Source organism: Thermaerobacter sp. FW80, assembly GCF_004634385.1.
GTDB classification, from domain to species: Bacteria; Bacillota; Sulfobacillia; order Thermaerobacterales; family Thermaerobacteraceae; genus Thermaerobacter; species Thermaerobacter composti.
Window position 1 is genome coordinate 557,912 of record NZ_CP037895.1, and the last position, 26,695, is coordinate 584,606.

Below are 26,695 nucleotides of genomic sequence, written 5' to 3' on the forward strand. Positions count from 1 at the left end.
GGGCTCAGACTAAGCCTCGTTCGGACTGCACCCCACCCCGTCCCGGCCGGATCGACTCGCGCCCGGGCACCGGCTCGACCGCATCCGGGCGCCGGCCCCCCAACGTCTCTGGCGGCACCTCGGTCCGATCCGGGTATCCGCGGCGGCCCGTTATGGCCCGGCCTGAATACCCCACAACGTCCCTGGTCCGACCCGGGTCCCGCCGTGGTTCCCTGCAACCCCGACGGGGGGGTCCGCGAGGAGGCGGTCCCAACCCGTTCGGACCAGGACGGCGTCTCGGTCCGCCCCGCCCGTGGGGATCGGCCTGTCCCACGGCCGCTCATCGGCTCGGGCGCGCTCACCGGCCCGGGCGGGGAGAGGCCGCGGCCCACCGGCTCGGCCTAGCCCCCACCCGCACCCGGCGGCCCACCGAGCCAACCCCGCGCGCGCAACACCGCCTCCACCCGGTCTCGCACTTCCAGGCGCGCGTAGATCTCGCTCACCACGTTCTTCACCGTTCCCTCGGAGAGATGGAGGCGCGCGGCGATCTCCCGGTTCGTCAGCCCTTGCGCCAAGAGGGCCAGGATCTCCCGCTGGCGGGCCGTCAGACGTCCGAGGATCCCCGACGCGGGCGCGCCGGCACCCCACGGCGCCTGCGCGCCCGCGGCCGGCGGCGTCCCGCCCCGGGACGAGCCCCCCGTCGCCGCCGCGGCCGACCCGTCGCCCGGCGCGGCGGGCGACGGTGCGACCCCACGTCCCCGGCACCGGTCGGCGGGGACCGTTTCCCCGCCCGCCGGGGCCGCCTCCAGGGACCTTCCACCGTCCCGCGGCCATGGGCCCTGGCACCGCCCCTCCTCGGCGGGACGCCCTGGAGCCGTCCCGGCGCCGGCGTCCGCCCGGGCCACCAGACGACGAGCCAGGTCGCCCGGGATCAGCTGCCCGCCCAGGACGACCAGACGCACGGCGTTGGCCAGATCCTCCGCCGCCATGTCCTTCAGCAGGTACGCCGTCGCCCCGGCGGCCAGACACTCTTGCACCAGCCGGTCGTCATCGAAGGTGGTCAGCATGAGCACCGGCAGGTCCGGCTGCAACGCGCGCAGCCGGCGCAGGCAGGTCACGCCGTCCACCCGCGGCATGCGCACGTCGAGCAGCGCCACGTCGAAGGCCTCGTGACGCGCCCGCTCCACCGCCTCCGCGCCGTCGGCGACGGCGGTCACCGCCAGGTCACCCTGCAGCTCCAGCAACAGGCGCAATCCCTCGCGGACCAGCGCCTGATCCTCCGCCAGCAGGACCTTGATCATGCGCCCTCCGCCGGTCCCGGCCGACCGGCCTCCGTCCTGCCCGCCGGACGCGGCGCGGACCTCCTCGCCTGCCCTGCGACCGGCCCCGCCGGAGCCTGCGGTACCCCTGCGCCGGGATGGTCCGGCATGGGCCCGGACCCGCCACCGCGATCGGTGGCATGATGCGGCTGGGGAGGCAACCGGCGCGGCAGGCCGATCTCCACGCCGAAGCCACGCCCGGGCGCCGTCTCGAAGCGCACGGTGCCGCCCACGCGCTGCACCGCCGCGGCCATCCGCCCGAGGCCCATGCCGGGGACCAGGGTGGCCGCCCCCATCCCGTCGTCGCGGACGAACAAGCGCACCCGCGGCCCGGCCATCGCCAGGCTGACCTCCACCCGGCGGGCGCCGCCGTGCCGGGCGGCGTTGGTCAGGGCCTCCTGGACGGCGCGCAGGACGATGCCTGCCACCTCGTCGTCCACGTCGGACACGCCGGTGGCGTCGGGATCCAGAACGACCCGCACGGCGACGCCGGTGGCGGCGCTGAAGTCATCGGCCAGGCGCTCCAGGGCCGAGGCCAGCGGCAAGCGGGCGGGATGCAGGGAGCGACGCAGGAGCTGCCGCACCTGGTCCAGCCCTCCGCGCAGCCCGCGCTCCACCGCCTCGAGCCGGGCGCTCGCCGCCGCAGGGTCGACGCTCAGCAGGCGGCGGGCCAGGGCGACCTGGAGCAGCTGGGCGGTCAGGGTGTGCCCCAGGGCGTCGTGGAGGGCACCCAGCAGCTCTTCCCGCTCCCGCCGGGCCGCCACCTCGCGGCTGCGAGCCGCCAGCTCCGCGAGCCGCACCTGGGCCGTCGCGAGCTCGGCCACCGCCCGCTCCAGCCGGCGTCGCTCGGCCCGGTGCGCGGCGTGGAGGTCGCCGCTCCAGGCGGCGGCCAGCAGAGCGGCGCCGGCGAAGAGCGCCCCCCGCGGGCCGGCCACCGCGGCGGCCGTGGCGGCGCCGGCCGCCACGGCCGCCGCGCTGCACCAGGCCGCCCAGCGCCGGCCCACCACGGACGGCACACCCATGACCACGGCTGCCGCCGGCCCCACGAGCCCCACCTCGCCGCTGCGGTGGAGCGCCCAGAGTGCGCACGCCAGGCCGGCACCCAGGGCGGCGGCCGCCCGCCACGGGGCGGCCGCCGCCCTGGACCCGCTGGGCCATGGCGGGCTGGCCTGCGCCCCCGCGGCCAGCACCAGGGCTCCCGCCAGGGCCAGCGCCACCGCCGGAGCAGGTCGCGGCACGGCGAGCAACCACGCCCCGGCCCCCGCGGCGAACAGGACGAGCCGCGTCAGCTGATAGCCGGCTTCCTCCGGCGCCTGGGATCGCTCGAGCTTCCAGGGATCCAAGGCCCCACCTCGTCTCTCGCGGCGGCTCAGCCCGCCAACACCCGCGGCCTCACCGGCGGACGCCGTCGCGGCCCGTTGCCGACCCGTGGCCGGAACCCGCGCGGGTGTCCCAGGTAGAGCGCAGCTGCTTTCTGATCGCCTTCCAATGGACAGGGTGTTGCCAGGGTGGGCCTTCGACCAGCACCGGGCCGTTCCGAGTCCTTCGACTCCTTCGGCCAGCAACGGGCCGTCGTGCGTTCCTCGACCGGCACCGGGCTGTTGCGAGGCCCTCCACCAGCACCGGGCCCATCGCGAACCCATGGATGGCGGAGGGCGGTGGATCGCGGCCAGGACCGCCCCGGCCAGCGCCCGCGCCAGGCGGCGGCTTGGGCGGCGGCTTCCCTTCTCGCGCCGAGCCACGGCGCGGTGGAGCCGGGCCCGTCTCCGCGGTGGAGCCGGGCCCGTCTCTTCGACGACTTCGCAGCCACGGCCCGCGGCGCCACGCGGGATCGGTTCGGGACCCACCCGGCGGGACCGGCCCCGCCCCTCGACCGGCCACCGCGCGGGCGGGCTCCTTCACGGGGCCCAGCGCCGCAGTCCGGCGACGCCTGCCGTCCCCGCCACCAGTCCGAACAACAGCAGCACGGCCACGGCCGGCAGTTGGGGGGCGCCGGGGCCGCCGAAGACGAAGGCCTCCCGCAGGGCGTCAAGGGCCCAATACACCGGGCTGAGGCGCGCCACCTCCTGCAGGGTGGCGGGGACCACGTCCAGCGGCCAGAAGGCCCCTCCGAGCATGGCGGCGATGGTCCCCACCAGGATGCCGGCGGCCGTGATCTGGCGCGGCGTCTGGGTGAACCCCGCGACCGCCAGGGCGACGCCGCAGGCGGCCACCAGCGACGCGGCCACGGCCAGGGCCAGCGCAGGGACTCCGGCCGCCAGCCAGGGCGCCCCCAACAGCGCCGTGGCTCCCAGCATCGCCGCCGCCTGGAGGGCGCCGATCAGGAACAGCGCCACCGCGTGCCCGGCCACCACCTCGCCGTAGGTGGCCCCCGCCAGCAAGGAGCGGGGCAGGGTCCCCAAGCTGCGTTCGTGGTGCAGGGCCGCCCCGTGGGTGATCAGGGTGACGAGGGCGAACATCGCGTAGAAGCCGAACACCGCCCGCAGGAGCTCGTAGTCCTCGGGTCGAACCGACGGCCGCGGCGCCACCGCCTCCACCGGCAAAGGCCCGGCCGGGGTCCCCGTCACCAGCCCGGCCGCCACCGCCCGGATGCGGGCGGCCTCCGCGCCGGGCTCCTGCCGCGGCCCGTACCAGAGCTCCACGCGCGGCCTGCCGGCCGCCACCGACTGCGAGAAGCCTGGGGGCACCCAGAGCACCACGCGCTCCCGGCCCTGGTGCAGCCGGGCCACCGCCTCCTCCCGGTCGAGCCGGCGCAAGGTCATCGGGGTCGCCTCCAGACCCTGCAGCAGCGGGCCGACCCACGGCCCGCGGTCCTCCACCACGACGGCCAGCACCGGCACGTCGTCCGACCGGACGAACAGGCCCGCCACGAGCACCCCGAAGAACAGGGGGACGAGCAGCAGCCAGAGCAGGTTCAGCGGCCGTCGGAGGGTGCGCCGCGTGCTGGTCGCGGCGATGGCCGCCACGCGCCCCAGGGTACCCGCCAGCGGACCCACCGCGGGACGCACCCGGCCACGGCGGCCGGTGCCGCCACCCGGCACCGGGTGTCGCCGTTCCCCGCCTGCCGTCCCGGCGCTCCCGCTTCCCCCCGCGCCTTGCACCACCGCGCCGGCGCCTCCGGCGGGCGGTTGGGATGCTCGGTGCCGAGACGCCGGCATGGGACGTCCATCCATGGCTCACGCCTCCCCCGCCGTACGGGCAGCCAGCTGGTCCAGGAACCAGCCCAGGATCAGGAGGACCGCGCCGGCCGCCACCAGGTGCAGGGCCTCGTCCCGAACAGCCGCCGGTGCCGCGCCGGCCATCAGCGCAAGATAGCCGTCCAGCATCCAACGGTTGGGCACCCACTGCGACACCCGCGCCAGGATGTCCGGGAAGATGAACAACGGCATCATCGAGCCCCCCAAGAACCCCAGAACCTGGGCCAGGGCGGTGCTCACCCCCTCCTGGACCTCCGGCGATCGGGCGAAGGCCAGGAGCAGCGTGTTGACCCCCGCCGCCGCGAGGACGGAGGCCAGGGTGAGGAGCGCCCAGCCTCCCAGGTCTCCCCAGTGGACGCCGAAGAGGAGGCGCGTGGTGAGGGCCATCACCGTCATGAAGACCAAGCCGACCGCCACGCTGCCGGCAAAGGTCCCGCCGAGGTAGGCCGCGCGGCCGGTGCCGGCCGCCCGCACCCGCAGGTAGACGCCGGTGGCCCGGTCCCGCAGGTAGCCCTGGGTGCCCTCGCGGGTGGCGAAGTACACCATCATCACCGCCATGCCGGCCGCGTAGTAGGCCATGGCGTCCACCGGTGGCGGCCCGGCGGAGCCTTCGCCACCGGCCGGTTCGTCCGGCAGGGGGGCGGGCCGGAGGGTCAGGTCCACGGGAACCGGCCCCGCAGGCTGGGCTCCGCCGGCCCCGGCGGTCGCTGCCGCGGCCGCCTCCCGGGCCAGCGACTCCACCAACGACGCCGGCACGGTGCCGGGCTCGGCCACCACCTGGAGCGGGTCTTCCGGGAAGTCCGGGGACATCACCACCGCCACCTCGACCACCCGCCGGCGCACCGCCGCGACGGCGGCGTCCGCGCCGGCGACCTCCTGCACCGTGATCCACCCGTCGGCCTCGGCCCCGGTCAAGACCCGTTGGAGGACGTCTGCAGCGGGGTGGGCAGGCGGGACGGCGACCGCCACCCGGTACGGCCGATCCGGGCGGAAGTCCGGCGCAAAGGCCTGCCGGAGGCTCACCCCCAGCACGAGGTTGAAGGCCAGGGGGATGAGGAACAGGATCAGGACGCCGCGCCAGTCGGCCGCGAAGCGCAGCAGCTGGTTCAGGGCAACGGCGCTCGCCTGCCGCAGCGAGTCGCGCACGAACGCCACCTCCTAGTCGCGCAGGGCGCGGCCGGTCAGCGCCAGGAACACCGTCTCCAGGTCCGGGGTCTCGAGGCGCATCCCCCGCACCGGCACCCCGCGACGCACCAGCTCGCCCAGCAACTCCACGGCCTGCTCGGGCCCCCGGGGCAGGATGAAGCGCACCTCGCCGCCCGTCGTCTCCACGGGCACCCCGAGCTGGCGCCCCAGGGCGGCGGGGTCCTCATCGCGCAGGACGCCGTCCCAGGGGAGGCGCAGCACGGCGGCATCGCCGGCTAGCGCCCGCACCTGGTCCATGGGCCCCTGGGCGATGATGCGGCCGTGGTCCATGATGGCCACCCGGCGGCAGAGGAACTCGACCTCCTCCATGTAGTGGCTGGTGTAGAGCACCGCCACGCCGGTCGCGGCCAGCTGCCGCGTGGCCTCCAGGATGTGCCGGCGGGACTGGGGGTCGATGCCCACCGTCGGCTCGTCCAGCAGCAGGAGCCGGGGTCGGCCCAAGAGGCCGACGGCAATGTTGAGGCGGCGCTTCATGCCCCCGGAGAAGCGTTCCACCCGCTGGCCGGCGTGGTCCGTCAGCCCGACCAGCGCCAGGGCCTCCTCGATCTGCCGGCGCGCCTCGGCGCCCCGCAGCCCGCGCAGCGCGGCGAAGTAGCCCATGTTCTGGGCGGCCGTCAGCTCGGGATACAGGGCGACGTCCTGCGGTACCACGCCCAGGAGGCGCTGCGCCTCCCGGCGGCGTGTGGCCAGAGGAAGGCCGCCGACCTCGATCTCTCCGGCGTCGGGGCGCAGCAGGCCGGCGATCATCGCCAGGGTGGTGCTCTTGCCGGCGCCGTTGGGGCCGAGCAGCCCAAAGCTCTCCCCGGGATAGACCTCGAAGGACACGCCGTCCACGGCGACCTTGTCGCCGAAGCGCTTCACCAGGTTGCGGACCACCAACATGGGCTCGGAGCGGTGCTCCGCTGCGGGGGTCGTCATCGCCGCTCCTCCTCCCCCTCCACCGCGTTCCCGCGACGCCCACGGCACCGGACGGCGGCACGGCTTGCCTCCCACGGACCGCGTCCGCGCGACACCCGCGGCACCGCGGGGCGCCGCGGTTCGACTCCCATGGTAGAGACCGCGCGGGAACCGCGGTAGTGACCGCAGTCACCCGTTGGCCCGCCGGCACGCAGCGGTCGGCCCCCTGGGGCGCCCGTCGCCCCGTCTCCCGGGCGCGACGGGGTACCATCGCCCCCGGTGCTGGGGTATACTCGGGTTGTGCTCAACCTTGTGCACAAACCCGGCGGTGCGGGGGTCGGCGGCGTGAACCTGGTGCGGATCGGCGAGAAGGTCATCGACCGGCAGCGCATCCACCGGATGGTCGACCGCATCCTGGAGCTGCGCGCCTCCGGCCTCTCCCAGCAGGACGTCGCCCACGCGCTGGGCGTCGACCGCACCCTGGTCTCGCGGCTGGAGAGCCTGGGCGAGGTGCGGCGCGGCCAGAGGCTAGGGCTGGTCGGGTTCCCCGTCGGCAATCGCCAGGAACTGGAAGAGGTGGCGCGCAGCGAGGGCGTCGACCTCGTCTGGCTGCTCACGGAGGACGAACGCCGCCGCTTCATCGGCGAGCGCAGCGGGGCGGCCCTGCTCAACGACGTGATGGCGCTGATCGCGCGTGCCCGGGAGCTGGACCACCTGATCTTCCTCGGTTCCGACATGCGGATTCGGCTCGTCGAGGCGTTGCTGGGCCCCGATCGGGTGACGGGCATCCAGATCGGCACCTCGCCCATCACCGAGGACCGCTACCTGGACCCCGAGGCGATCCGCCAGGTGATCCGCCAACTGCGCAACGCCCGGGACCGGGACGACGGGCGGCCGTCCCGCCACGGGGTGGCGAGCGGGGTCGGGTCCCTCGGCGCCGTGAGCGGGACCGGCACCGACGGCACCGCCGGTGCCGACGCGCCCCGCGGCGGGTGAGTCCGACCCACCCGCCGCGGGGGAATCCCCTGGGTGCCTGCCACGGAGCGAGGGCTCCCGCGGTGGCACGGCCCCGGCATCGGGAGGGGGATCCCGCGAGCCCACCGGCCGTCGGACGAACCGGCCCGGCCGCGGGGTCGCGGCGCATCGGTCCCGACGAACCTGCGGGCTCGACGAGCGGAGAACAGTTCCAACGGGCGAAGCGGATTGGAGGGCACCGGATGCATCCGTTCCGGCAGTACGTCAACCCCCACCTGGGCGAGCTCCTCGAACAGATCCAGATGGATAAGCGCTTCGTGCGCGGCGAGGGTTGCTGGCTCTGGGACGACGAGGGCCGGCGCTACCTGGACTTCGTCGCGGCCTACGGCGCCCTGCCCTTCGGCTTCAACCCGCCGACGATCTGGGAAGCGCTGGAGGCGGTGCGACGCGCGGGCGAGCCGTCCTTCGTCCAGCCCTCCTTCTTGGAGGCGGCGGGCGAGTTGGCCCGGCGCCTCATCGAGGTGGCACCCCCGGGTCTGCGTTACGTGACCTTCGCCAACAGCGGCGCCGAGGCGGTGGAGGCCGCCATCAAGCTGGCGCGGGCCGCCACCGGCCGCCAGCGGATCCTCTCCACCGAGAACGCCTTCCACGGCAAGACCCTGGGGGCCCTCTCGGCGACCCACCGCTCTGCCTACCAGGACGCCTTCTTCGCCCCGGTCGAGGGGTTCGACAGGGTGCCCTACGGGGACGCCGAGGCCCTCGAGCGCGCCCTGGCCGCCCGCCCCGGCGAGTACGCCGCCTTCCTGGTCGAGCCGATCCAAGGCGAGGGCGGCATCGTCGTGCCGCCGCCGGGCTACCTGCGGGAGGCCCAGGCGATCTGCCGCCGTCACGGCGTGGTGTTCATCGTCGACGAGGTGCAGACCGGCCTCGGGCGCACGGGGACGCTGTTCGCCTGCCAAGCGGAGGGCGTGACGCCCGACGCCATGACCCTGGCCAAGGCCCTGGGCGGCGGGCTGGTGCCCATCGGCGCCGTGCTCTGTACGGAAGCGGTCTACAGCGAGGCGTTCGCCACCAAGCACTCCTCGACCTTCGCCGGCAACGCCCTGGCCTGCCGGGCCGGCCTGGCCGCGCTGGAGCTCTTGACCCGGGACGACCAGGCCCTGGTCCGCCACGTGGCCGAGACGGGCGAGTACCTGCGCCAGGGCTTGCTGGCCATCCAGCGGCGCCACCCCCGGGTGATCCGGGAGGTGCGGGGCCGCGGCTTCATGCTGGGCATCCGGTTCGGCGTCACCCGCGAGACCTTCCCCGGCAACCTGCTGGGGGTCCTGGGCGAGCAAGAGCTGCTCACGCCCGTCATCGCGTCGTATCTGCTCAACGTCGAGGGGCTGCGCGTGGCGCCGACCCTCAACGGCGCCGACGTAATCCGCATCGAGCCGCCCCTGATCGCCACCCGCGAGGAGTGCGACTACGCCCTCGAAGCCATCGAGCGGGCGGTGGCCATCATCGACCGGGACGACACCGCCGCCCTGCTGCGCCACCTGGTCGGTCGGCGGGGTACCCCGCCGAGAGGGGGAACCGGACCGGCAGCCGGGACGGCTCCGGCCGTCGGGCGGGTGGTGACGGGTCGCTCGGCCTGGGCCGCGCCCGCGGCGGCTTCGAGCCGCAACGGCCACCCGGCTCGCGGTCCGGAGACCCCGCCGGCGCCGGGGGCATCGGATCGCTGGATCCGCACGGGGGAACCGCTCCGCTCCGGCCCATGCCGCGCGGACGAACCGGCCGCCCCCAGCGGCGATCCCCGGGAGGGCCGCTTCGCCTTCCTGGTCCATCCCCTGGACCTGGAGAACTATGCCGAGTTCGACCCCAGCCTGGCCGCCTTCACCCGGGAGGAGCTGGCGGAGCTGGCGGGGCGGTGGAACCACCTGCTGGAGCCCTTCCGCATCGGTCAGACGCGGGTGGTCTCCGCCACCGGGGCCACGGCCTACGGTGAGTTCTACGTGGTGCCGCGGACGGCGGACGAGCTCCTGGCCATGCCCCAGGCGGAGGCGGTCGCCGCGGTGGAGGCGGCCCTGGCGCTGGCGCGGGACGGCGGGGCGAAGATCGTCGGCCTCGGCGCGTACACCTCGGTGGTGACGCGGGGGGGCCTGCACCTGCGCGACGCCGGCGTGGCGCTGACCACGGGCAACAGCTTCACCGTCGTGGCGGCGGTGGAGGCCATCGCCGAGGCCACCCGGCGCCTGGGGTTCCCGCTGGCGCAGGGCACCGTCGCGGTGGTCGGCGCCACGGGGGCCATCGGCCGCGCCATCGCCCTCCTGCTAGGCCCCGAGGTGCGGCGCCTGGTGCTGGTCGGCAACCCGGCCCGGCCGGAGCAGAGCCGGCGCCGGCTGCTGCGGGTGGCCGCCGACCTCTGCCGCCACGTGGTGAGCCTGGCGGCAGGCGAGCGGCCCGGCGGCGGTTCGCAGGCCCGCCGCGCATCCCCGGGCCCCGCGGGTGGCGCCCCTCCGACCCCGGCCCTGGCGCACGGCGCCGGGCGGTCCCGCGGGGAGCAGCTCCTCGCCGGCCTAGGCCCCCTGGGCCGCGCCTTGCTGGACTTCGGCGGTTGGCCCGCGCCGGAGGAGGGTCCCGATGCCTTCCTCCCCCGCCTCCAGGACTGGCTGGCGACCGGGCGTTGCCCGCTGGTGATCACGACGGACCTGGACGCGGCGCTCCCCCAGGCCGACGTGGTGGTGACGGCCACCAGCAGCACCGCCCATCTGGTGACGCCGGCCAACGTGAAGCTCGGCGCCGTGGTGTGCGACCTCAGCCGGCCGCCCAACGTCAGCCGCGAGGTGCGGGACGCCCGGCCCGACGTGCTGGTCATCGACGGCGGCGTGGTCGAGGTGCCCGGCCGGCCGTCCATGGGATGGAACTTCGGCTTCGAGCGAGGATTGGTCTACGCCTGCATGGCCGAGACGATGATGCTGGCCCTCGAGCACCACTACGAGCACACCAGCCTGGGGGCCGACCTCAACCTGCAGACCATCCTCTGGCTGCAGGAGCTGGCGCGCAAGCACGGCTTCCGGCTGGCGGAGCTGCGCAGCTTCGACCGGCCGCTGCGGGCCGAGGCGTGGAAGCGCGTCCTGGCAGCCCGTTCCGAACTGGGCCTGGCGGCGCGGTAGCCGTCACCCGCGGTCGCCGTCGCCGGGGACGGTGCTGGCCCGAGCCGGGGCCGACGGCCCCGGGTCGGGCCAGCCCCCGCACGGCCGCCCTGAGCAGCCTGAGGGAACGCGGCCTGGGTGCGCGGCCTGGGTGAAAGCGTCCGGGCTCGGCGATGGATCGACCTCAGGCCCGGCGATAGACGATGACCGCCCGTTGCGGGGCGGACCGGCTGAGCCCCGGCGCCTGCCCCGGGTCGGCCGCCGCGACCGCCGGGGGGATCGCGTCCGTCCCGGGGGTCCGGGTCCGTTCCCTCCACGTCGCCTGCAGTCGCCCCCGCCGCACCATGTAGTCCAGGTGGGCGACGGTCTCCCCCAACGCGAACTCCACGTTGGCCGGCGTGTCCATGACGCGCCCGAACAGCTCCGTCGCCACCTGCCAGGCAGTCACCTCGCCGCCCCGGTCCACGATGGCCTCGATCGCCTCCAACCGGCGCCGATGGTGCTCCTCCAGCTCGGCGCAGCGGGCGGCCAGATCCGTGAAGGGCGCCCGGTGCCCGGGAAGGACCAGCCGTGCCGGGAGCCGCGCCACGCGCCGGAGCGACTCCAGGTAGCGCCCCAGCGGGTCGGGCGCCGCCTGGGGCCCCGCGGAGATGTTGGGAGAGATGCCGGGGAGGACCATGTCGTCCGCCAGCAGCCAGCCTTCCTCGGGTTGCCAGAGGACCACCAAGCCGTCGGTGTGGCCCGGCGCCCAGACCACCTCCCACCGCCGTCCTCCCAGCGGCAACGCCTCGCCCGGCCGGATCGGCGTCGGCCGCGGCGGCGGGGCGACCCAGTCCAGCACCTTGCGACGTCGCGCCGTCAGCGTGGGGCCGAGTTCGTCCGGGACACCGTGGCGGTCCGCGAAGGCGGCGTAGCCGTCCAGGGCCGCCGGTTGCCAGACCCGCCGGGCCACGTCGATCTCCCGTTCGTGCATGTAGACCGGTGCGCCCGTCAGCGTCTGGAGCCATCCCGCCGCGCCGAGGTGGTCGGGATGGAAGTGGGTGACCACGATGGCCTCCACGTCCCGGGGGGCGATCCCCAACTGTCGGAACGCCTGGTGCCAGGCGGCCTCCGCCTCGGGCGTGTGGAAGCCGGCGTCGACCAGCGTCCAACCGCCGGGGCCGCGCAGGGCGTAGGCGTTGACGTCCCGAAGCGGGGCGGGGATGGGGATGGCGATCCGGTAGACCCCCGGCACGACCTCCTCGACGGCGATGGGTACATCCGACGGCGCGGGCATCGCGACCGACTCCCTTCGTGGACCGCGGACCGGCGGGGCCGCCCCGACGCGCTCGGGCAGCCCACGACGCCTGAATCCGCAGGGACCCATGGATCCCGCGTAGCGCGACGGGCCGCCGGCCGACATCGCGAACCTGGCGCGCCGCGGCCGGCCCGCCAGCGCCTGGGCGGATGTTCGACGACGGATCACGGCTGCCTCCCCGCATGCGGCCGCCTGCGCGGCGCCTCGCCCACCACCAGCACCGCCGCGCCGTTCACCCGGCTCTCCTTGACGTCGGCCAAGGCACGGTTCGCCTGGTCGAACGGATACCGCTGCACCGCCACCTGCAGCGGGAGCGCAGCCGCCAGCGCCATGAACTCCTCGGCGTCGCGCCGGGTGACGTGGGCCACGGATCGCAGCACCCGCTCGCCGTGGAGCAACCGGTACGGGAAGGACGGGATGTCCGACATGTGGACGGCGTTGATCACCACCGTCCCGCCGGGCCGCACGGCGCGCAGCGCCAGGGGGACCAGCTCCCCGGCAGGGGCGAACACGATGGCCCGATCGCAGGGGAGGGGGATCTCGGCTCGGGCCGGGGTCGGATGGGTCCTGCCGTTGGCGGCGGCGCCCCCGAGCCCGGGTTCGGATGGCCCGTCCCCCGCGGCGGCCGGCGTGCCCGGGACGGCCGGTTCGTCCCGGCGTAGCACCTCCGCGCCGCCCGCCCAGGCGGCGCCCAGCCGGCGGGCCAACTCCCGGTGGGCCGGGCTGCGGGTGAAGACCACCACCTGGCAACCCTGGTGCCGGGCCACCTGGAGGACGAGGTGCGCCGAGGAGCCGAAGCCGAACAGGGCCAGCCGCTCCCCGGCCCGCAAGCCGCTCAGCCGCAAGGCACGGTAACCGATGACGCCGGCGCACAGCAGCGGCGCCGCGGTGGCGTCGTCGAAGGCGGGCGGGACGGGCACGGTGTACGCGGCCGGCACCACCATCGCCTCGGCGTAACCGCCCGGGACGTGCAGCCCGGTGAAGCGGGCGTGGGGGCACAGGTTCTCCTCGCCCCGCCGGCACGCCTCGCAGCGCCCGCACGCCTGGTGCAGCCAGTAGGCGCCGCGCCGCTCCCCGGGCCGGATGCCCTCGACACCGGGACCCACGGCATCGACGACCCCCACCACCTGGTGGCCGGGGGTCACCGGGTATTCCGGCGGAACCAGATCGCCTTCGGCGATGTGGACGTCCGTCAGGCACACGCCGCAGGCCCGCACCCGCAGGCGGATCTCCCCCGGTCCCGGTTCGGGCTCGTCCACCTCCGAGAGGCGCAGGGGAGCCGTGCGGGCATCGGCGGGCCGCATCAGCTGCCAGGCCTTCATCGCCATCGCGTCCCACCCCTCCTCGCCCCTTGCCGATGTCTCCTCCCGCCGCGGCCCGCGGCCAGGCCCGCGGGCCGCGGCGGGGGCAGGCACCAGAGCATCTCTCTACGGGTCCGACAGCGCGCCGGGAGTCCGACAGCGTGCTGCGGCTCCCGCAGCGTGCTGCGGTCCGGCAGCGCAACCCCTCCGTCCTGTTTTCCCCTCTTCGTCGAACGGCCCCTTCCAGGACATCCCCGCCCCCCAACGCCCCACCCCAGCAGCCCACCCGGCCCCATCGCTGGGACCCGTCGGTCCCGCCCGTCGCACGCGGGCCCGGGGCCCCGGTGGGTGCCGCTCGCCGACCCACAGGCGGATCGGCGCGGCTCGGCAGCGTTGCCACCTCCCCGCAGCCGTGGGATACTGGCGTCGCATCGCGGGATTGGGGGAGCGGGAGGGTTTCGGCGGTGGAACCAGGACCCGGCGTCGAATACCGGCAGTTCGAGGGCCTCCCCGACGGCAAGGTCCTCGCCGATCTTCTGCGGCTGCACGAGCTCGTCTTCGGCGCTGGCGAAGCGGATCGCATGCTCCGCGAAGCGCGCAACCGGCACCGCCTTCTGACGCTGGTGGCGCTGGCGGGACAGCAGGTGGTGGGCTACAAGATCGGCTACGAGCGGAAACCCGGTCACTTCTACAGCTGGGTGGGGGCGGTGGCGCCCGGCTTTCGCCGGCGGGGAATCGCCAGCGAGCTCATGCGCCGCCAGCACGCGTGGTGTCGCGAGCAGGGCTACGGTACCATCCGCACCGCCACGAAGAACAAGTGGCGCGACATGCTGATCCTCAACCTGCGCCACGGATTCGACATCATCGGCGTCTACGTGGACCAGCAGGGCGAGCCCAAGCTGATCCTGGAGAAGCGGCTACCCCGTTGAAGGGCCGGGAAGCCATTCGGGGGGCGCCCACAGGGCGCCCCCCGACTGGCTGCGTGTGCGCTCCCCCTACCCGGCTGCCGGTGCGGCGATGCGGCGGCGACGCCTCCCGGCGCAGGGGGCCGGGGTGGGCATCGCGCCGCCTCACTCCAGGAAGTCCTTGAGCTTCTTGCTCCGCGACGGGTGCCGCAGCTTGCGCAGCGCCTTGGCCTCGATCTGGCGGATCCGCTCGCGGGTCACGCCGAAGACCTGGCCCACCTCTTCCAGCGTCCGCTGGCGCCCGTCATCCAGGCCGAAGCGCAGCCGCAGCACCTTCTGCTCGCGATCCGTCAGGGTGTGGAGCACGTCCTCCAGCTGCTCGCGCAGCAGGAGCTGGGAGGCCGCCTCCGCCGGCGCCAGGGCGTCCTCGTCCTCGATGAAGTCGCCCAGGTGGCTGTCCTCCTCCTCGCCGATGGGCGTCTCCAGGGACACCGGCTCCTGGGCGATCTTCATGATCTCCCGGACCTTCTCGGGCTCGATGCCCATCTCCTTGGCGATCTCCTCCGGCGTCGGCTCCCGCCCGAGCTCCTGCACCAGCTGGCGCTGGACGCGGATGAGCTTGTTGATGGTCTCCACCATGTGCACGGGGATGCGGATGGTCCTGGCCTGATCCGCGATGGCGCGCGTGATGGCCTGGCGGATCCACCACGTGGCATAAGTGCTGAACTTGAAGCCCTTGCGGTAGTCGAACTTCTCCGCCGCCTTGATCAGGCCCAGGTTGCCCTCCTGGATCAGGTCCAGGAACAGCATGCCGCGCCCCACGTAACGCTTGGCGATGCTGACCACCAGGCGCAGGTTGGCCTGGATCAGCTTGCGCTTGGCCTCCTCGTCGCCCTGCTCGATCCGCTTGGCCAGCTCGATCTCCTGCTCCGGCGTCAAGAGGGGGATGCGCCCGATCTCCTTGAGGTACATGCGCACCGGGTCGTCCAGGGCGACGCCGTCGGGCATGGACAGGTCATCGTCATCATCGTCGACCGGCTCGCCGAGCTGGTCGACGTCGGTGCCGTCGCCGGCCTCCCGGTCGCGGCCCTCGGCGGCTCCCTCCACCGCGTCGCCGTCCAGATCCCCGGACCGGTCGAGGTCGCCCACACCGTCCAGGGAGACCTCGTCGACGACGCCTTCGACGTCTTTCGCCGCACGGCTCGAGCTCCGCGCCCGGTGATGACGGTTGGCCCGGTTGTTGCGAGCGCCGCCCCGCGACCGCCGGGACGCCGTCTCCACCTCGATGCCCATGTCCTCCAGGAGCTGGTAGACCTCGTCCACCTGGTCCGGATCGAGCTCCACGGCCTGCAGGGCGTCGCTGACCTCGTCCTCGGACAGCACGCCGCCCTGCTCGCGCCCCCGGTCGACCAGCCGCTTGACCTCATCGATCTCCAGCAGCGGGTTCTTGACCTCGCTGGCGTCCATCGGACTTCCCCCCTTTCCGCCGTGGCCCCATCCGACACCGTGGGGCGTTGGCCGCATGACTCGGGTCAGAAAAGGATTCGCCGGTCCCCGTCCCTTCCGGTACTGGACCGGCGAGGGCGATGGCGGCGGGTTCATCCCCCCGCCCGACCCTTCAGCTGCGCCGAGAGCAGCTGAAACCGTGCCACCAGCTCGACAGGTACGGCCTGGCCGCTCGCCTCCAGCTGGGCGATGCGGCGCTGGATTCTCCATAGGCTATGTCGCTTCAAGGTTTTGATATAATCTTCTAAAATCCTCTCCATCCCACCGGGCTCGTCCGGCCCGGGTGCGGGCCGTTGCATCAGGCTGGCCAGCACGGCGATGGCCTGCTCGACCACCCGCCTGTCGGGTGGAGGAACCAGCGCATCGCCGGGCGTGACCGCAGCGACCCGATCTTTCCTTGATTCATCACCGGCATCGGGTTTTCCTTCTTCCCTCGCCGTCGGGGCCACGCCGGCCGCATCCGCCGGCCGCTCCCGGGCCGCCGCGGCCAAGGCGTGCAGCCTCGACAAGAGGCGACCCGGATCGGACGCCTGCGCTTGCCCCGCCAGCTCGAAGAGCAACCGGTGGGCCGGTGTCACCCAATCCCCCGGTTCGAGACGCGAGGCGACGAACTCCCGCCACTCGGGGTGGAAGAGGCTGACGGACAGCAAGCCCCGCTCGGCCCGGACCACGCCGGCAGGGATCCCCTCCGCCGGGACCCGACGGTTAGTATGCCGGCCCGCCTGGACGTTATTCCCACCGGTGCGTCCGCCCGCCCAGGGGGACGCACGGCGCCGGATGCGGACCGACCGTCGCACCTCCTGCCACAGGACCCCCTCCTCGAGGCCCAGGGCGACGGCGTAGCGCCGCACGTACTCGGCGCGTTCCACGGGGTGCCGCACCCGCGCCAGCCAGGGCGCCAGGGCGGAGGCCGCCTCGGCGCGTCCCCGCGGCGTGGCGGTGTCGAACTCCGCCATGATCTGCCGGAACCGGTACTCCACCACCGGCACGGCGGCGTCCAGCAGCCGCCGGAGCGCATCCGGTCCCTCGCGCCGCACCACCTCGTCCGGATCGCGACCGGGCGGCAGTTGAGCGACGCGGACGTCCACCCCGGCGTCGGCGAAGAGCTCGAGGCCGCGCAGGGTGGCCCGCTGGCCCGCGGCGTCGGCGTCGTAGGCGATGATCACCTGCTCGACGTACCGCGCCAGCAGCTCCACCTGTTCCGCGCTCAGCGAGGTACCCAGGGAGGCCACCGCCGCGTAGCCCACGCCGGCCCGGTCGACGGCGATGGCGTCCAGGTAGCCCTCGACCACCACCGCCGTCCCCGTCTCCCGCAGCCGCGGCCGCGCCCAGTCGAGCCCGTACCACAGGCGGCGCTTGTTGAAGACCGGCGTCTCCGGCGAGTTCAGGTACTTGGGCTCCTGCCCATCCAGGGAACGCCCGCCGAACCCGACCACCCGGCCCCGCGGATCGCTGATGGGGAACATCAGCCGATGGCGAAAGCGGTCGTAGTACCCGCCGCCCGGCCGCGCCTGGGCGAGACCCGCCTCGACCAGCAGGGCGGGCGGCACCCCGCGCTCCTGCAGGGCCCGCACCAGCCCGTCCCAGCCGGCGGGCGCGTACCCCAGGCCGTAACGGTCCCACAGGGCCGGCGGCAGGCCGCGTTCCTCCAGATGGCGCCGGGCGGCCTCGCCGCCGGGCGACCGCAGCGCCTGACGGAAGAACGCATCCGCCAGGCGCAGCACCCGCAGCAGCTGCTCCTGGCGGTCCCGCAGCCTACGCTGGGCGGGCGACAGCGGCCGCTCGGGCAGGGGCACGCCGGCGCGGCGCGCCAGTTCGGCCACCGCTTCGGGGAAGGTCCAGCCCTCCTTCTTCATCACGAAGGTGAAGACGTCGCCGCCCACCTGGCAACCGAAGCAGTAGAACATCTGCTTGGCGGGCGACACGGTGAAGGAGGGCGTGCGCTCCTGGTGGAACGGGCAGAGGGCCACGTACTCGCGGCCCGCCCGGCGCAAGGGCACGTACTCGCCGATCACCTCGACGATGTCGAGGCGCTGGCGGATCTCGTCGACGATCCGCTCGTCCAGGCGGTACAAGCCGCGACCCTCCCCGTCCCGTTCCCCTTCGCGCCGGATCGCCGGCTTCCTGCCCACGATCTATTTTAATAACAAATCTTAATAAGGGCGGCAGGGCCTGTAAGACGTGGCGGAAGCCGCGACCCCGCCGGACCGCGGCAGGCGCCGTCAGTCCACGGCCTCGACCAGGGCGGCGATCCCCTGGCCCACGCCGATGCACATGGTGGCCAGGCCACGCCGCGCCCCGCGCCGCCGCATCTCGTGCACCAGGGTGGTGAGGATGCGGGCACCGCTGCACCCCAAGGGGTGGCCGAGGGCGATGGCCCCGCCGTTGACGTTGACCCGCTCCTCGGGCAGGCCCAGCTCGCGGATGCACGCCAGGCACTGGGAGGCGAAGGCCTCGTTGAGCTCGATCAGATCCAGGTCGGCGATGTGCCAGCCGGCCCGACCCAGCACCTTGCGGGTGGCGGGCACCGGTCCGATCCCCATGTACCGCGGGTCGACGCCGACCACGGCGCCGGCCACCACCCGCGCCAGGGGCCGGAGGCCGAGGGCCCGGGCCCGCCCCTCGGCCATGATCACCAGCGCCGCGGCGCCGTCGTTGATCCCCGACGAGTTGCCCGCGGTGACCGTCCCGCCAGGGCGGAAGGCCGGGGGCAGGCTGGCCAGCTTCTCCAGGGTGGTGTCGGGGCGCGGGTGCTCGTCCACCGCCACCACCGTGCGTCGGCCGCGGCGGTCGGTCACCTCCACGGGGACCACCTCGTCCCGCCACTTGCCCGCCTCCTGGGCGGCGGCCCACTTGCGCTGGCTCTCCAGGGCGAAGCGATCCTGGTCCTCGCGGGCGATACCGTAGCGCTCGGCCACGTTCTCCGCCGTCTCGCCCATGGACTCCGGGGGGAACATGGCGGCCAGCCGCGGGTTGACGAAGCGCCAGCCCAGGGTGGTGTCGTACACCTGGACGTTGCCGCGGGGGTAGCCGTGCTCGGGCTTGGGCATGACCCAGGGCGCCCGGCTCATGCTCTCCACGCCGCCGGCGACGAAGACCTCGCCCTCGCCGCTCCGGATCGCCCGCGCCGCCTGCAGCACCGCCTCGAGTCCGGATCCGCACAGGCGGTTGACCGTCACCCCGGCCACGTGCTGGGGCAGCCCGGCCAGCAAGGCGGCCATGCGCGCCACGTTGCGATTGTCCTCGCCGGCCTGGTTGGCGCAACCGAGGATCACGTCCTCCACGGCATCCGGGTCGATGCCCGCCCGCTCCACCGCGGCGCGGATCACCAGCGCCGCCAGGTCATCGGGACGAACCGGCGCCAGGGCGCCGCCGTGCCGACCGATGGGCGTGCGCACCGCCGCGACGATCACCGGCTCTGCCACCGCCGTCCCCTCCCTCGCCCAAGGCTGCTCGCTGGACCGGACCGCGCCGTCCGCCAGGCCACCCCGGCCCCGGCGACCGTCAGCCCGTACAACCGGGCAAGCCCGATCGTCCATCCCGGCAAGCCCGCGCGCCCGTGGCCCGACGGCGCCGGGACCCCCTGGTGGAGCGCGGGGTGCGGAAACCCCTCCCGTCCGCGGCGCTCCCGGGCGCCGAGAGGGATGCCTCGGCACCACCGGCTCCCGGGCGGGCCAGGGTTGCGCCGCCGTGGGGCCGAGGTCGCACCGCAACCCGGCGCCTGCGCCGGCCCGCTGCGGGCGGCGTGCGGGTCACGCATCCCCCGCCCGGCGGCGAACGGCGGGCGCCGGCCGGTAGCGCTCCTCGCGATAGTGGCGCCACAACCCCTCCAGCACCGCCAGCACCCGCCGCCAGCCCCACAGGGCCCCCCACTCCAGGGGACCCCGCGGATACCCCGTTCCCAGGCGCATCGCCCGGTCGACGGCCGGGCCGGCGGCGATGCCCTCGGCCTCGGCCACGGCCGCCTCCTGCGCCAGCATGGCGACCACCCGCGCCGCGACGCCGGCGGGCGCGTCGCCGACCGCGAAGACCTGGAGGCCGGCCGCCCCCAGCCAGCGCCGGGCCGCCTGCCGCGTCGCCTCGGCGGTCGCCGGGCCCCCGGCCAGTTCCACCGCCGATCCCAGCGGCGGCACCGCAGCCCATCCCACCAGCCGCTGCGGGTTCGCCACGGCCCGGGCCTGCTCCGCTGCGGAGCCGGGCAGGATGCTCACGAGGATCGGCACCTCGGCGGGCAGCGCACGCGCCAGCCGGCCCAACCGGGAGAGGGCCGCGGACCAGTGGCCGGGATCCAGGGGATCGAGCTCCTCCCAGGTGACCGCGACGGCGGCGGGCGTCCGCACGTCGGCTGCGGCGCGCGTCGCGGCGGGTCCGGGGGCGCATCCTCGGGCGGGTGCGGGGGCCGGCGCCGCAGCCGCGGCACCGTCCGCGCCCTCTGCCATGGCGGCGGCCACGGCGGTGCTGGCCAGCTGAATGACGCCGATCCCCGCCTCCGTCCAGCGGCGCGCCAGCTCCGAGGCCAGCGGGCCGTCACCGACCACCCAGAGGGGCCGGGGGTCGCGCTCCCGCCCAGGGGCCTCGGCGGTCGCCGGAGCCGCCGCAGCCGGCCCGCCATCGCCCGCGCCGCCCGTCCCGGCCGGGGCCGCGGCGCGGTTGGGGGCGGTCGGGACCGGCTCCGCCGGGGCGGTGCCCCCGCCTGCCGGTTCGTCCGCCAGGGCTACCGCCTGCCGCCAGCCCCGCCAGGCCACGCCGCGAGGCCGCCCCGCCTCGTCGTAGTGGTAGAAGCCGCGGCCGGTCTTGCGCCCCAGCCAGCCCGCCGCCACCAGCTGCTGCTGGATCGGATGGGGGCGGTAGCGGGGCTCGCCGCCGAATCCCTCGAACACCGAGCGGGTCACGGCCAGGTTGACGTCGATGCCGACGAGGTCCATCAGCTGGAACGGCCCCATGGGGAACCCGGCCGCCCGCACCAGGGCGTCGATGGTCGCCACGTCGGCCAGCCCCTCGCCCAGGAGGCGCAGGGCCTCGCCATAGAAGGGGCGGGCCACCCGATTGACCACGAACCCCGGCGTGTCGGCGCAGAGCACGGGCTCCTTGCCCAGCCGCCGTGCCACCTCGATGCCGCGGGCGACGGCCGCGGGGGCGCTGAGGGCGCCGGCCACCACCTCCACCAGCCGCATGGCGGGCACCGGGTTGAAGAAGTGCAGGCCGATGACCCGCGCCGGCTCCGGCACCGGCTGGGCGAGGGCGGTGATGGACAGGGACGAGGTGTTGCTGGCGATGAGGGCATCGCTCGCCACCCGGCGGCCCACGGCGGCCAGCAGCTCCCGCTTGAGCCCGAGGTCCTCCGGCACCGCCTCGATCACCACGGCGGCCGGGGCCAGGGCGTCCAGGTCCGTGACGGGACGCAGCCGCCCGAGGCGCGCGGCCGCCGTGCCGGGAGGAACCCGGCCCTCCCGCTCGTGCCGCTCCCAGGCGGCGGCCAGGCGCTCGCGCGTCCGCTCCAGGGCGGCCGGAGCGACGTCGTAGAGGACCACTTCGTAGCCGGCTTCGACCGCCACCCGGGCGATGCCGCTGCCCATGGTGCCGGCGCCGAGGACGGCGAGGACCGCGGCGGGGCCGGTCCGTCCCGCCGGAGGTGCTGCCGCCCTGCCGGGCGCGCGGTCGGAGCCGGAGCCACCGGGACCGTCGCCCCCGGCGGGCCGCGGGCCCGGGGGCGGCTCCCCATCGCCGCCGTCGTTGGGCGTGCGGCGGCGCGCCGCCGGTTCGTCGGCGAAGGAACGCAGCATCGCGAGCCAGTCCTCCTCGATCCCCTGCCCCGATCCCGACCGGCTTCCCGCCCTGCCGCGACCGGACCGCTCTGCCCGCCCCACGCCCTGGGGGCCTTGCGCGAGCGAGCCGGGGCGTCCGGTGCCCGCCGCCCGGCCAGGGGGGCGGTGCCGTGCGCCTGGCGGGTGGCGCCGTGCCATGCTATCGCCCCTGGAAGCGGGGCTCCCGCTTCTCCAAGAAGGCCCGGACGCCCTCGCGGTGATCCTCGGTGTGGCCGGCGATCTCCTGCAGGTAGGCCTCGTACTCCAGCACCTGGGCGAGGGCGGCCCCGGCGGCGAAGTTGAAGGCCCGCTTGGCCAGGCCCATGGCCCGGGTGGCGCCCGCCGCCAGCCGCTGGGCCCACTCGCGGGTGGCGGCCGCCAGCTCCTCGTGGGGCACCACCCGGTTGACCAGGCCGAGGCGCAGGGCCTCGTCGGCGGGGACCAGGTCGCCGAAGAAGGCCATCTCCAGGGCTTTGCCAAGGCCGACGAGCTGCAGGAGGAAGAGGCTCGTCCCCGAGTCGGGGGCCAGGCCCACCTTGACGAACACCTGCCCGAAGCGGGCCTGCTCGGAGGCGATGCGCAGGTCGCAGGCCAGGGCCAGGCCGAGGCCGGCCCCCGCCGCCACCCCGTTGACGGCCGCGATGACGGGCTTCTCCATGGTCCGCAGGCGCAAGATCAGGGGGTTGTACCGTTCCCGCAGCGATGCGATGAACGACCGCTCGCCGCCCTCCTGACGGCTCTTGAGGTCTTCCCCGGCGGAGAAGGCTCGCCCGGCGCCGGTGATCACCACGCAGCGGACCTCGGGATCCCGCTCCGCCTGGCGCAGGGCATCCAAAAGCTCCGACGTCATCGTCCGGTTGAAGGCGTTGAGCACCTCGGGCCGGTTCAGGGTGAGGGTGAGGACGCCCCCCTCCCGCGCGGCCAGAATGGTGGTGTAGCGCCCGTCGCCGCTGGCCATGTCGGCCATCCCCTCCCGATGGGTCCCGCACCGGCCGCTGCGCTGCAAGCGCGGCCGCGCTGTAAGGCATTGGCCGGCGGGGGCCCCGATTCCTTGCACCCTGGTCCCGGCCGTCCCGGTCCCTCCGGGCTTCCGCGGCATCGGGGGGCCTCCGCGACGCCCCGGGCACGCCCGCAGTCCCGCGGCCACTGGCGATCCCGGGCCGCCCGGCCAGCCCGTCCGCCCCGGGGTGGCCGGGCGGCCCGGGCAGCCCGCTTCGGCGGTGCATCCGCGGCACGGGGCCCGATGGCACCAGCTGGTGGAAGGGGCGGGAGCCCGGCTTCCAGCCCCTCCCGGGATGGGTCAAACTGGGGATGCCGCGCATCGGCCGACGTTTCGCTTCCGCCGGGCGCAGGGCGTCGCAGGCTGCGGCGGGGGCGCCCCGTTCTGCCGGCCTGGGCTGCCGGGGGTGGCGCGCCATGGACGGCCGTGAGGGGTGGGGTCGGGATCGACGTCGTTGGTGGGACGAACCCGTGCTGGAAGGCCCCTGGCCCAACCGCCGGGTCGCCGGCCTCGTCGGCGTGGCCGGGGCCGCTACCCGGAGGGGCTCCGCGGTCCCGCGTGGCCGCCTTCCCCGAGCCTCGCTCAGAGGGCCTTCATCTGCTCGAAGGGATTCCGGCAATCCAGGCAGTACCACAGGCTGCGACACGGCGTCGGGCCGAAGGCGTTCTCCATGCGGGTGCGGCGGGAGCCGCAGAGGGGACAGGGCACGCCGTCGACCCCGGTCCGCGGCGCACCGCCGGGCGCAGAGCGCCCCTCCCCCAGCGCGGCAAGGCTGCCGCCGGGCACGGGCGGCGGGACCGGGGCTGCGATGCGCTGCGCCGCCCGGCACGCGCCGCCGGCGGCCGCGGGTGCGGCCGCCGGCGGCGCGATGCCGAAGGCGGCCAGCTTGCGCCGGCCTGCAGGAGTGATTCGATCCGTCGACCAGGGCGGGCTGTACGCGACGCGCACCTCCACCCGGTGCACGCCCGGGACCGCCGCCAGCCGCCGCGCCACGCCCTGGCGGATCAGCTCGAGCGCCGGACAGCCGACGAAGGTCGGAAGCAGCGTGACCCGCACCGTGCCATTCCCATCGGCCTCGAGCCGCTCCACCATGCCCAGGTCGACCACGCTGACCACGGGGATCTCGGGGTCCGGCACCTCGGCCAGCGCCGCCCAGAGCGCCTCCACGAGTCCTCCGCCCTTCGCCGGCGAAGGCGCCCCCGTCGCCATCCCGTCCACCCCCTCCCGACGCCGCGTCCGCCGCCTACCATGCCGCGCCCGGCTCCGACCGGTAGACGGAAGTCATCTCCTCCAGCAGCTGCGCCAGGGCCGGCGAATGCTGGCCTCGGCGGCCGCCGAACCCGGGCCGACCCGCCCCCGGTCCGCCCCCCTCCGCCGCGCCGGCTGGCGGACCGGCCACCTTCCCGTCGGTAGCCTGCGGGACGGGCGCCCCCTCCGATGTTGCGGCCCCAGGACCCGCGAGGCCGCCCGCGGACCCCGGTCCGGCACCCACCGGTTCGGTCCCCGGGCCGCGGCGCCCATCGGACCCGTCGGAGCCGTCCTCCGCGAGGCCGGCCTGCTTCAGCACCTGGTGGACCCCCGCCCGCCATCGCGCCTCCAGCTCGGCCAGGGTGATGCCCCGCCAGTAGGCCGCCCGGTCCTCGTCTTCCAGCGGCTCGAAGAAGCCGGCCGCCAGGGGCAGGGCCCGGGCCAGCGCCCTGCGGAGCCGGTCCCGCGCCTCCCCGCCCGCCCGCCCCAGCGCCACCACCCACTGCCGGAAGTGGGCGCAATGGTACGCCTCCTCGCGGGCGATGCGGGTCGCGGCCGCCGCCAACGGCGGATAGGGGGAGTCCGCCAGGGCGGGCCAGAGCACGGCTTCGTACTCGCTGTACAGGAAGTGGCGGGCGATCTCCGCCGCCCAGTCGCCGTTGGGAGCCTCCAGCAGGACCGCGTTGCGGAAGGCCTCGGGCCCGCGGCCGAAGGCCAGGGCGTCGGGGTCGCCGCCGCCGTGGCCGAGATCGGCCAGCAGCCGGTACAGCAGGGCGGCGTGGCCCACCTCGTCCTGGGCGATGGACGAGAAGGCCACGTCCTCTTCGAGGAAGGGCGCGACCCCCGTCCACTCCGACGCCCGATGGCCCGCGATGAGCTCGTCGTCGGCCAGGGCCAGGAGCAGGGCAGAGAGGGCGGCATCGGTCGCGGGTGGTTGCGGCACCGGCCCACCCCCGGCGGCGACGGTCGCCCTGGACGGCTCGGCCCCGGCCGGCGGCGATGGCGGAGACGCCTTGGCGTCGCCCGGCTCCCTCATCGGCCACCCTTCCCTTCCGTGCCTCCCGTGCCTTCCATGCCCGCTCGCCGATCCTGCCGCCGCGGCCCCCGGCGCACCCGCACGTGGCCCCGGCGGTTGAGGCTGGCGCCGAGCCCGCCGGCAGCGGACGCCGCGCCGGGTTCGTCCGCCGCGGCGGCCGCCGTGGGGCCCGGGATGGTCTCCGGGCCGGAGGAACCGGCCCGCCCGCCCGGCGCCGCCGCGGCAGCCGGCCGCGGCGTCGGACCCCCGCCGCCGGCCCCGCGGCCGAAGCGCCGCCACAGCTCCCGCGTGCGGGCGAACCCCTCGCCGAGGCGGTAGGTCTTGTCGGTGGCAGGCTGCCACCAGTCGTCGTCGCCCTCGCCCACGGCCTCGATGCACGCCCGCGGGACGACCCACAGGCTCACGTACTCCTGCCGCCGGCAGAAGAGCTGCAGGGCCAGGAGCCGGGCGCTGCGGCGATCCCCCGCCAGCAGGCTGCCGCAGTGCAGGTAGGGCTCGCCGCGCCGCGGCTGGCCGAAGACCTCGTAGACCCGCATCGTGCCCTCCATGGCCGGTTCCTCCCCGTCACCCCGTCCCGGACCCGTCGCCCACGGGCCCGCCGCGCACCCCGGACCGCCCCCGGCCCGCGACCCCCACCGGGCTGGGAGGCGCCGTCCATGGTACCCCGTGGCAACGCGCCCCCGTCGGACCCCGCCCGCGGCCCCCCCGCGGCGCCTCCCCGGCGCCCGGGGTGCCGGGGGTGGCCGGTCCCCGCGGCTCCCCGGCCGCGGGTCGCCGACCGCCGCCATTCCCCGGCTGCGGCCCGACCGCGCCGCCGGCCGCCCGCGTCGGACGGCGCGCCACCGGCGGCTCCCGGCGGTGGGTGCGCCGGCGGGTCCGCGGGAGCGGTCATGCCGCCGCGGCCGCCCGGGCCAGGGCCTCCCGCACCCAGCGGCCCTCCTCGTGGGACAGCCGGCGGATCGCCAGGCGGGCCGCGGTCCTCGGCCCCTTGCCCTTGACCACGCGCCAGAACTCGTCCCAGTCGGGGTCGCCGTAGACCCAGCGGCCCCGCTCCTCGTCGTAGCGCAGCTCGGGATCGGGGATCTCGAGGCCCAGGGCGCGGATCTGGGGCACGTACTTGCTGAGGAACTCCTGGCGCAGCTCCTCGTTGGTGCGCACCTTGATGCGCCACCGCATGGCCTGCTCCAGGTTGGGCGACATCTCGTCGGGCGGGCCGAAGAAGTGCAGCAGCGGGCGCCACCAGCGGTTCAGGGCGTCCTGGACCATCCGCTGCTGGGCCCGGGTGCCGCTCATCAGCGTCAGGATGATGTCCTCGCCATGCTTGAGGTGGATGGCCTCTTCCGCGCAGATGCGGCGCAGGATGCGGGCGTAGGGGGCGTAGCTGGTCTGCAGCAGGGCCGCCTGGGTGATCAGCGCCGCCCCGTCGACCAGCCAGGCGATGATCCCCGCGTCGGCCCACGTGGGCGCCGGATAGCTGAAGACGTTGTGGAACTTGGCCTTGCCCGCCACCAGGGCGTCCATCATGTCCTCGCGGGTGACGCCCAGGGGCGCGGCCAGGTCTTCCGCCACGCGGTAGATCAGCTGGGCGTGGCCCACCTCGTCCTGGACCTTGGCCATCAGCGCCAGCTTGCGACGCAGGGTGGGCGCCCGCGGGATCCACTCCCGCTCGGGCAGGGCGCCCATGATCTCGCTGTTGGCGTGGGTCTGGATGAGCCGCAGGCACTGGCGCCGGTATGCGTCGGGCATCCAGTCGTCGGCCTCGACCTTCTCCCCCCGCTCGATGCGGGCGGTGAACTCGGCCAGGCGCTCCTCCTCGCGCCAGTCGCGGGGGCCATCGGCTCGCGCCGACGCCATCCCCGCGCCGCGCAGCCCGCCATCGGCCATGATCTCC

General features: G+C 75.3%; 19 protein-coding genes. 3 read left to right on the forward strand and 16 right to left on the reverse strand.

Features of this window, described 5'->3' with window-relative positions; translation table 11 throughout:
• Nucleotides 1-380: 380 nt before the first annotated feature.
• From E1B22_RS13080 to E1B22_RS02305, 5 genes are all read right to left on the reverse strand, one after another.
• A complete protein-coding gene (locus E1B22_RS13080; protein WP_243123632.1) occupies nucleotides 381-1,280 on the reverse strand; it encodes a response regulator in 900 nt (299 codons plus the stop codon).
• On the reverse strand, nucleotides 1,277-2,641 hold the full coding sequence (locus tag E1B22_RS02290; RefSeq protein ID WP_135224397.1) for a sensor histidine kinase: 1,365 nt from the start codon (nucleotides 2,639-2,641) through the stop codon (nucleotides 1,277-1,279). The genes E1B22_RS13080 and E1B22_RS02290 overlap by 4 nt, the downstream gene beginning before the upstream one ends.
• A gap of 555 nt (nucleotides 2,642-3,196) precedes the next feature.
• A complete protein-coding gene (locus tag E1B22_RS02295) occupies nucleotides 3,197-4,294 on the reverse strand; it encodes an ABC transporter permease (protein ID WP_243123634.1) in 1,098 nt (365 codons plus the stop codon).
• Between the two features lie 180 nt (nucleotides 4,295-4,474).
• A complete protein-coding gene (locus tag E1B22_RS02300) occupies nucleotides 4,475-5,641 on the reverse strand; it encodes an ABC transporter permease (protein WP_135224398.1) in 1,167 nt (388 codons plus the stop codon).
• 12 nt (nucleotides 5,642-5,653) lie between these two features.
• The gene (locus tag E1B22_RS02305) at nucleotides 5,654-6,619 is read right to left on the reverse strand and encodes an ABC transporter ATP-binding protein (RefSeq protein WP_135224399.1); all 966 of its coding nucleotides are present in this window, start codon (nucleotides 6,617-6,619) and stop codon (nucleotides 5,654-5,656) included.
• Nucleotides 6,620-6,877: 258 nt separating this feature from the next.
• Between E1B22_RS02305 and E1B22_RS02310 the strand changes: the two genes are divergently transcribed.
• Together E1B22_RS02310 and E1B22_RS02315 are read left to right on the forward strand one after the other, a co-directional pair.
• Nucleotides 6,878-7,594: a helix-turn-helix domain-containing protein gene (locus tag E1B22_RS02310; RefSeq protein ID WP_243123635.1), complete on the forward strand. Its 717-nt coding sequence runs from the start codon at nucleotides 6,878-6,880 to the stop codon at nucleotides 7,592-7,594.
• Nucleotides 7,595-7,815: 221 nt separating this feature from the next.
• Nucleotides 7,816-10,728: an aminotransferase class III-fold pyridoxal phosphate-dependent enzyme gene (locus E1B22_RS02315; RefSeq protein ID WP_135224400.1), complete on the forward strand. Its 2,913-nt coding sequence runs from the start codon at nucleotides 7,816-7,818 to the stop codon at nucleotides 10,726-10,728.
• Between the two features lie 163 nt (nucleotides 10,729-10,891).
• On the opposite strand, the gene E1B22_RS13815 is transcribed toward E1B22_RS02315, so the two are convergent.
• Nucleotides 10,892-11,983 (reverse strand): MBL fold metallo-hydrolase, encoded by a 1,092-nt coding sequence (locus E1B22_RS13815; protein ID WP_167758834.1) that lies wholly within the window; start codon nucleotides 11,981-11,983, stop codon nucleotides 10,892-10,894.
• Nucleotides 11,984-12,168: 185 nt separating this feature from the next.
• Nucleotides 12,169-13,332: a zinc-dependent alcohol dehydrogenase family protein gene (locus E1B22_RS02325; protein ID WP_243123637.1), complete on the reverse strand. Its 1,164-nt coding sequence runs from the start codon at nucleotides 13,330-13,332 to the stop codon at nucleotides 12,169-12,171.
• A 437-nt stretch (nucleotides 13,333-13,769) separates the two neighbouring features.
• Here E1B22_RS02325 and E1B22_RS02330 point away from each other — a divergent pair, with 437 nt between their 5' ends.
• Nucleotides 13,770-14,234, forward strand: coding sequence for a GNAT family N-acetyltransferase (locus tag E1B22_RS02330; protein WP_135224402.1), 465 nt, complete (start codon nucleotides 13,770-13,772; stop codon nucleotides 14,232-14,234).
• A gap of 141 nt (nucleotides 14,235-14,375) precedes the next feature.
• Here E1B22_RS02330 and rpoD read toward each other — a convergent pair whose 3' ends face one another.
• The 9 genes from rpoD to paaA form a co-directional block, all read right to left on the reverse strand.
• Nucleotides 14,376-15,677, reverse strand: a complete 1,302-nt coding sequence (gene rpoD, locus E1B22_RS02335; protein ID WP_135224403.1) for an RNA polymerase sigma factor RpoD — start codon at nucleotides 15,675-15,677, stop codon at nucleotides 14,376-14,378.
• Nucleotides 15,678-15,808: 131 nt separating this feature from the next.
• Nucleotides 15,809-17,791: a DNA primase gene (gene dnaG / locus E1B22_RS02340; RefSeq protein WP_135224404.1), complete on the reverse strand. Its 1,983-nt coding sequence runs from the start codon at nucleotides 17,789-17,791 to the stop codon at nucleotides 15,809-15,811.
• Between the two features lie 147 nt (nucleotides 17,792-17,938).
• Nucleotides 17,939-19,141: a thiolase family protein gene (locus E1B22_RS02345; protein WP_135224405.1), complete on the reverse strand. Its 1,203-nt coding sequence runs from the start codon at nucleotides 19,139-19,141 to the stop codon at nucleotides 17,939-17,941.
• Nucleotides 19,142-19,468: 327 nt separating this feature from the next.
• The gene (locus E1B22_RS02350; RefSeq protein ID WP_135224406.1) at nucleotides 19,469-21,499 is read right to left on the reverse strand and encodes a 3-hydroxyacyl-CoA dehydrogenase NAD-binding domain-containing protein; all 2,031 of its coding nucleotides are present in this window, start codon (nucleotides 21,497-21,499) and stop codon (nucleotides 19,469-19,471) included.
• A 181-nt stretch (nucleotides 21,500-21,680) separates the two neighbouring features.
• Nucleotides 21,681-22,478, reverse strand: coding sequence for an enoyl-CoA hydratase/isomerase family protein (locus E1B22_RS02355; protein WP_135224407.1), 798 nt, complete (start codon nucleotides 22,476-22,478; stop codon nucleotides 21,681-21,683).
• 624 nt (nucleotides 22,479-23,102) lie between these two features.
• Nucleotides 23,103-23,729, reverse strand: coding sequence for a 1,2-phenylacetyl-CoA epoxidase subunit PaaD (gene paaD / locus E1B22_RS02360; RefSeq protein ID WP_135225908.1), 627 nt, complete (start codon nucleotides 23,727-23,729; stop codon nucleotides 23,103-23,105).
• 34 nt (nucleotides 23,730-23,763) lie between these two features.
• Nucleotides 23,764-24,804 carry a 1,2-phenylacetyl-CoA epoxidase subunit PaaC gene (gene paaC, locus E1B22_RS02365; RefSeq protein ID WP_135224408.1) on the reverse strand — a complete coding sequence of 347 codons (1,041 nt, stop codon included), beginning with the start codon at nucleotides 24,802-24,804 and terminating at the stop codon, nucleotides 23,764-23,766.
• Nucleotides 24,801-25,352 carry a phenylacetic acid degradation protein PaaB gene (locus E1B22_RS02370; RefSeq protein WP_135224409.1) on the reverse strand — a complete coding sequence of 184 codons (552 nt, stop codon included), beginning with the start codon at nucleotides 25,350-25,352 and terminating at the stop codon, nucleotides 24,801-24,803. The genes paaC and E1B22_RS02370 overlap by 4 nt, the downstream gene beginning before the upstream one ends.
• A gap of 340 nt (nucleotides 25,353-25,692) precedes the next feature.
• Nucleotides 25,693-26,688: a 1,2-phenylacetyl-CoA epoxidase subunit PaaA gene (gene paaA, locus E1B22_RS02375; RefSeq protein ID WP_371413482.1), complete on the reverse strand. Its 996-nt coding sequence runs from the start codon at nucleotides 26,686-26,688 to the stop codon at nucleotides 25,693-25,695.
• Between the last annotated feature and the right edge of the window lie 7 nt (nucleotides 26,689-26,695).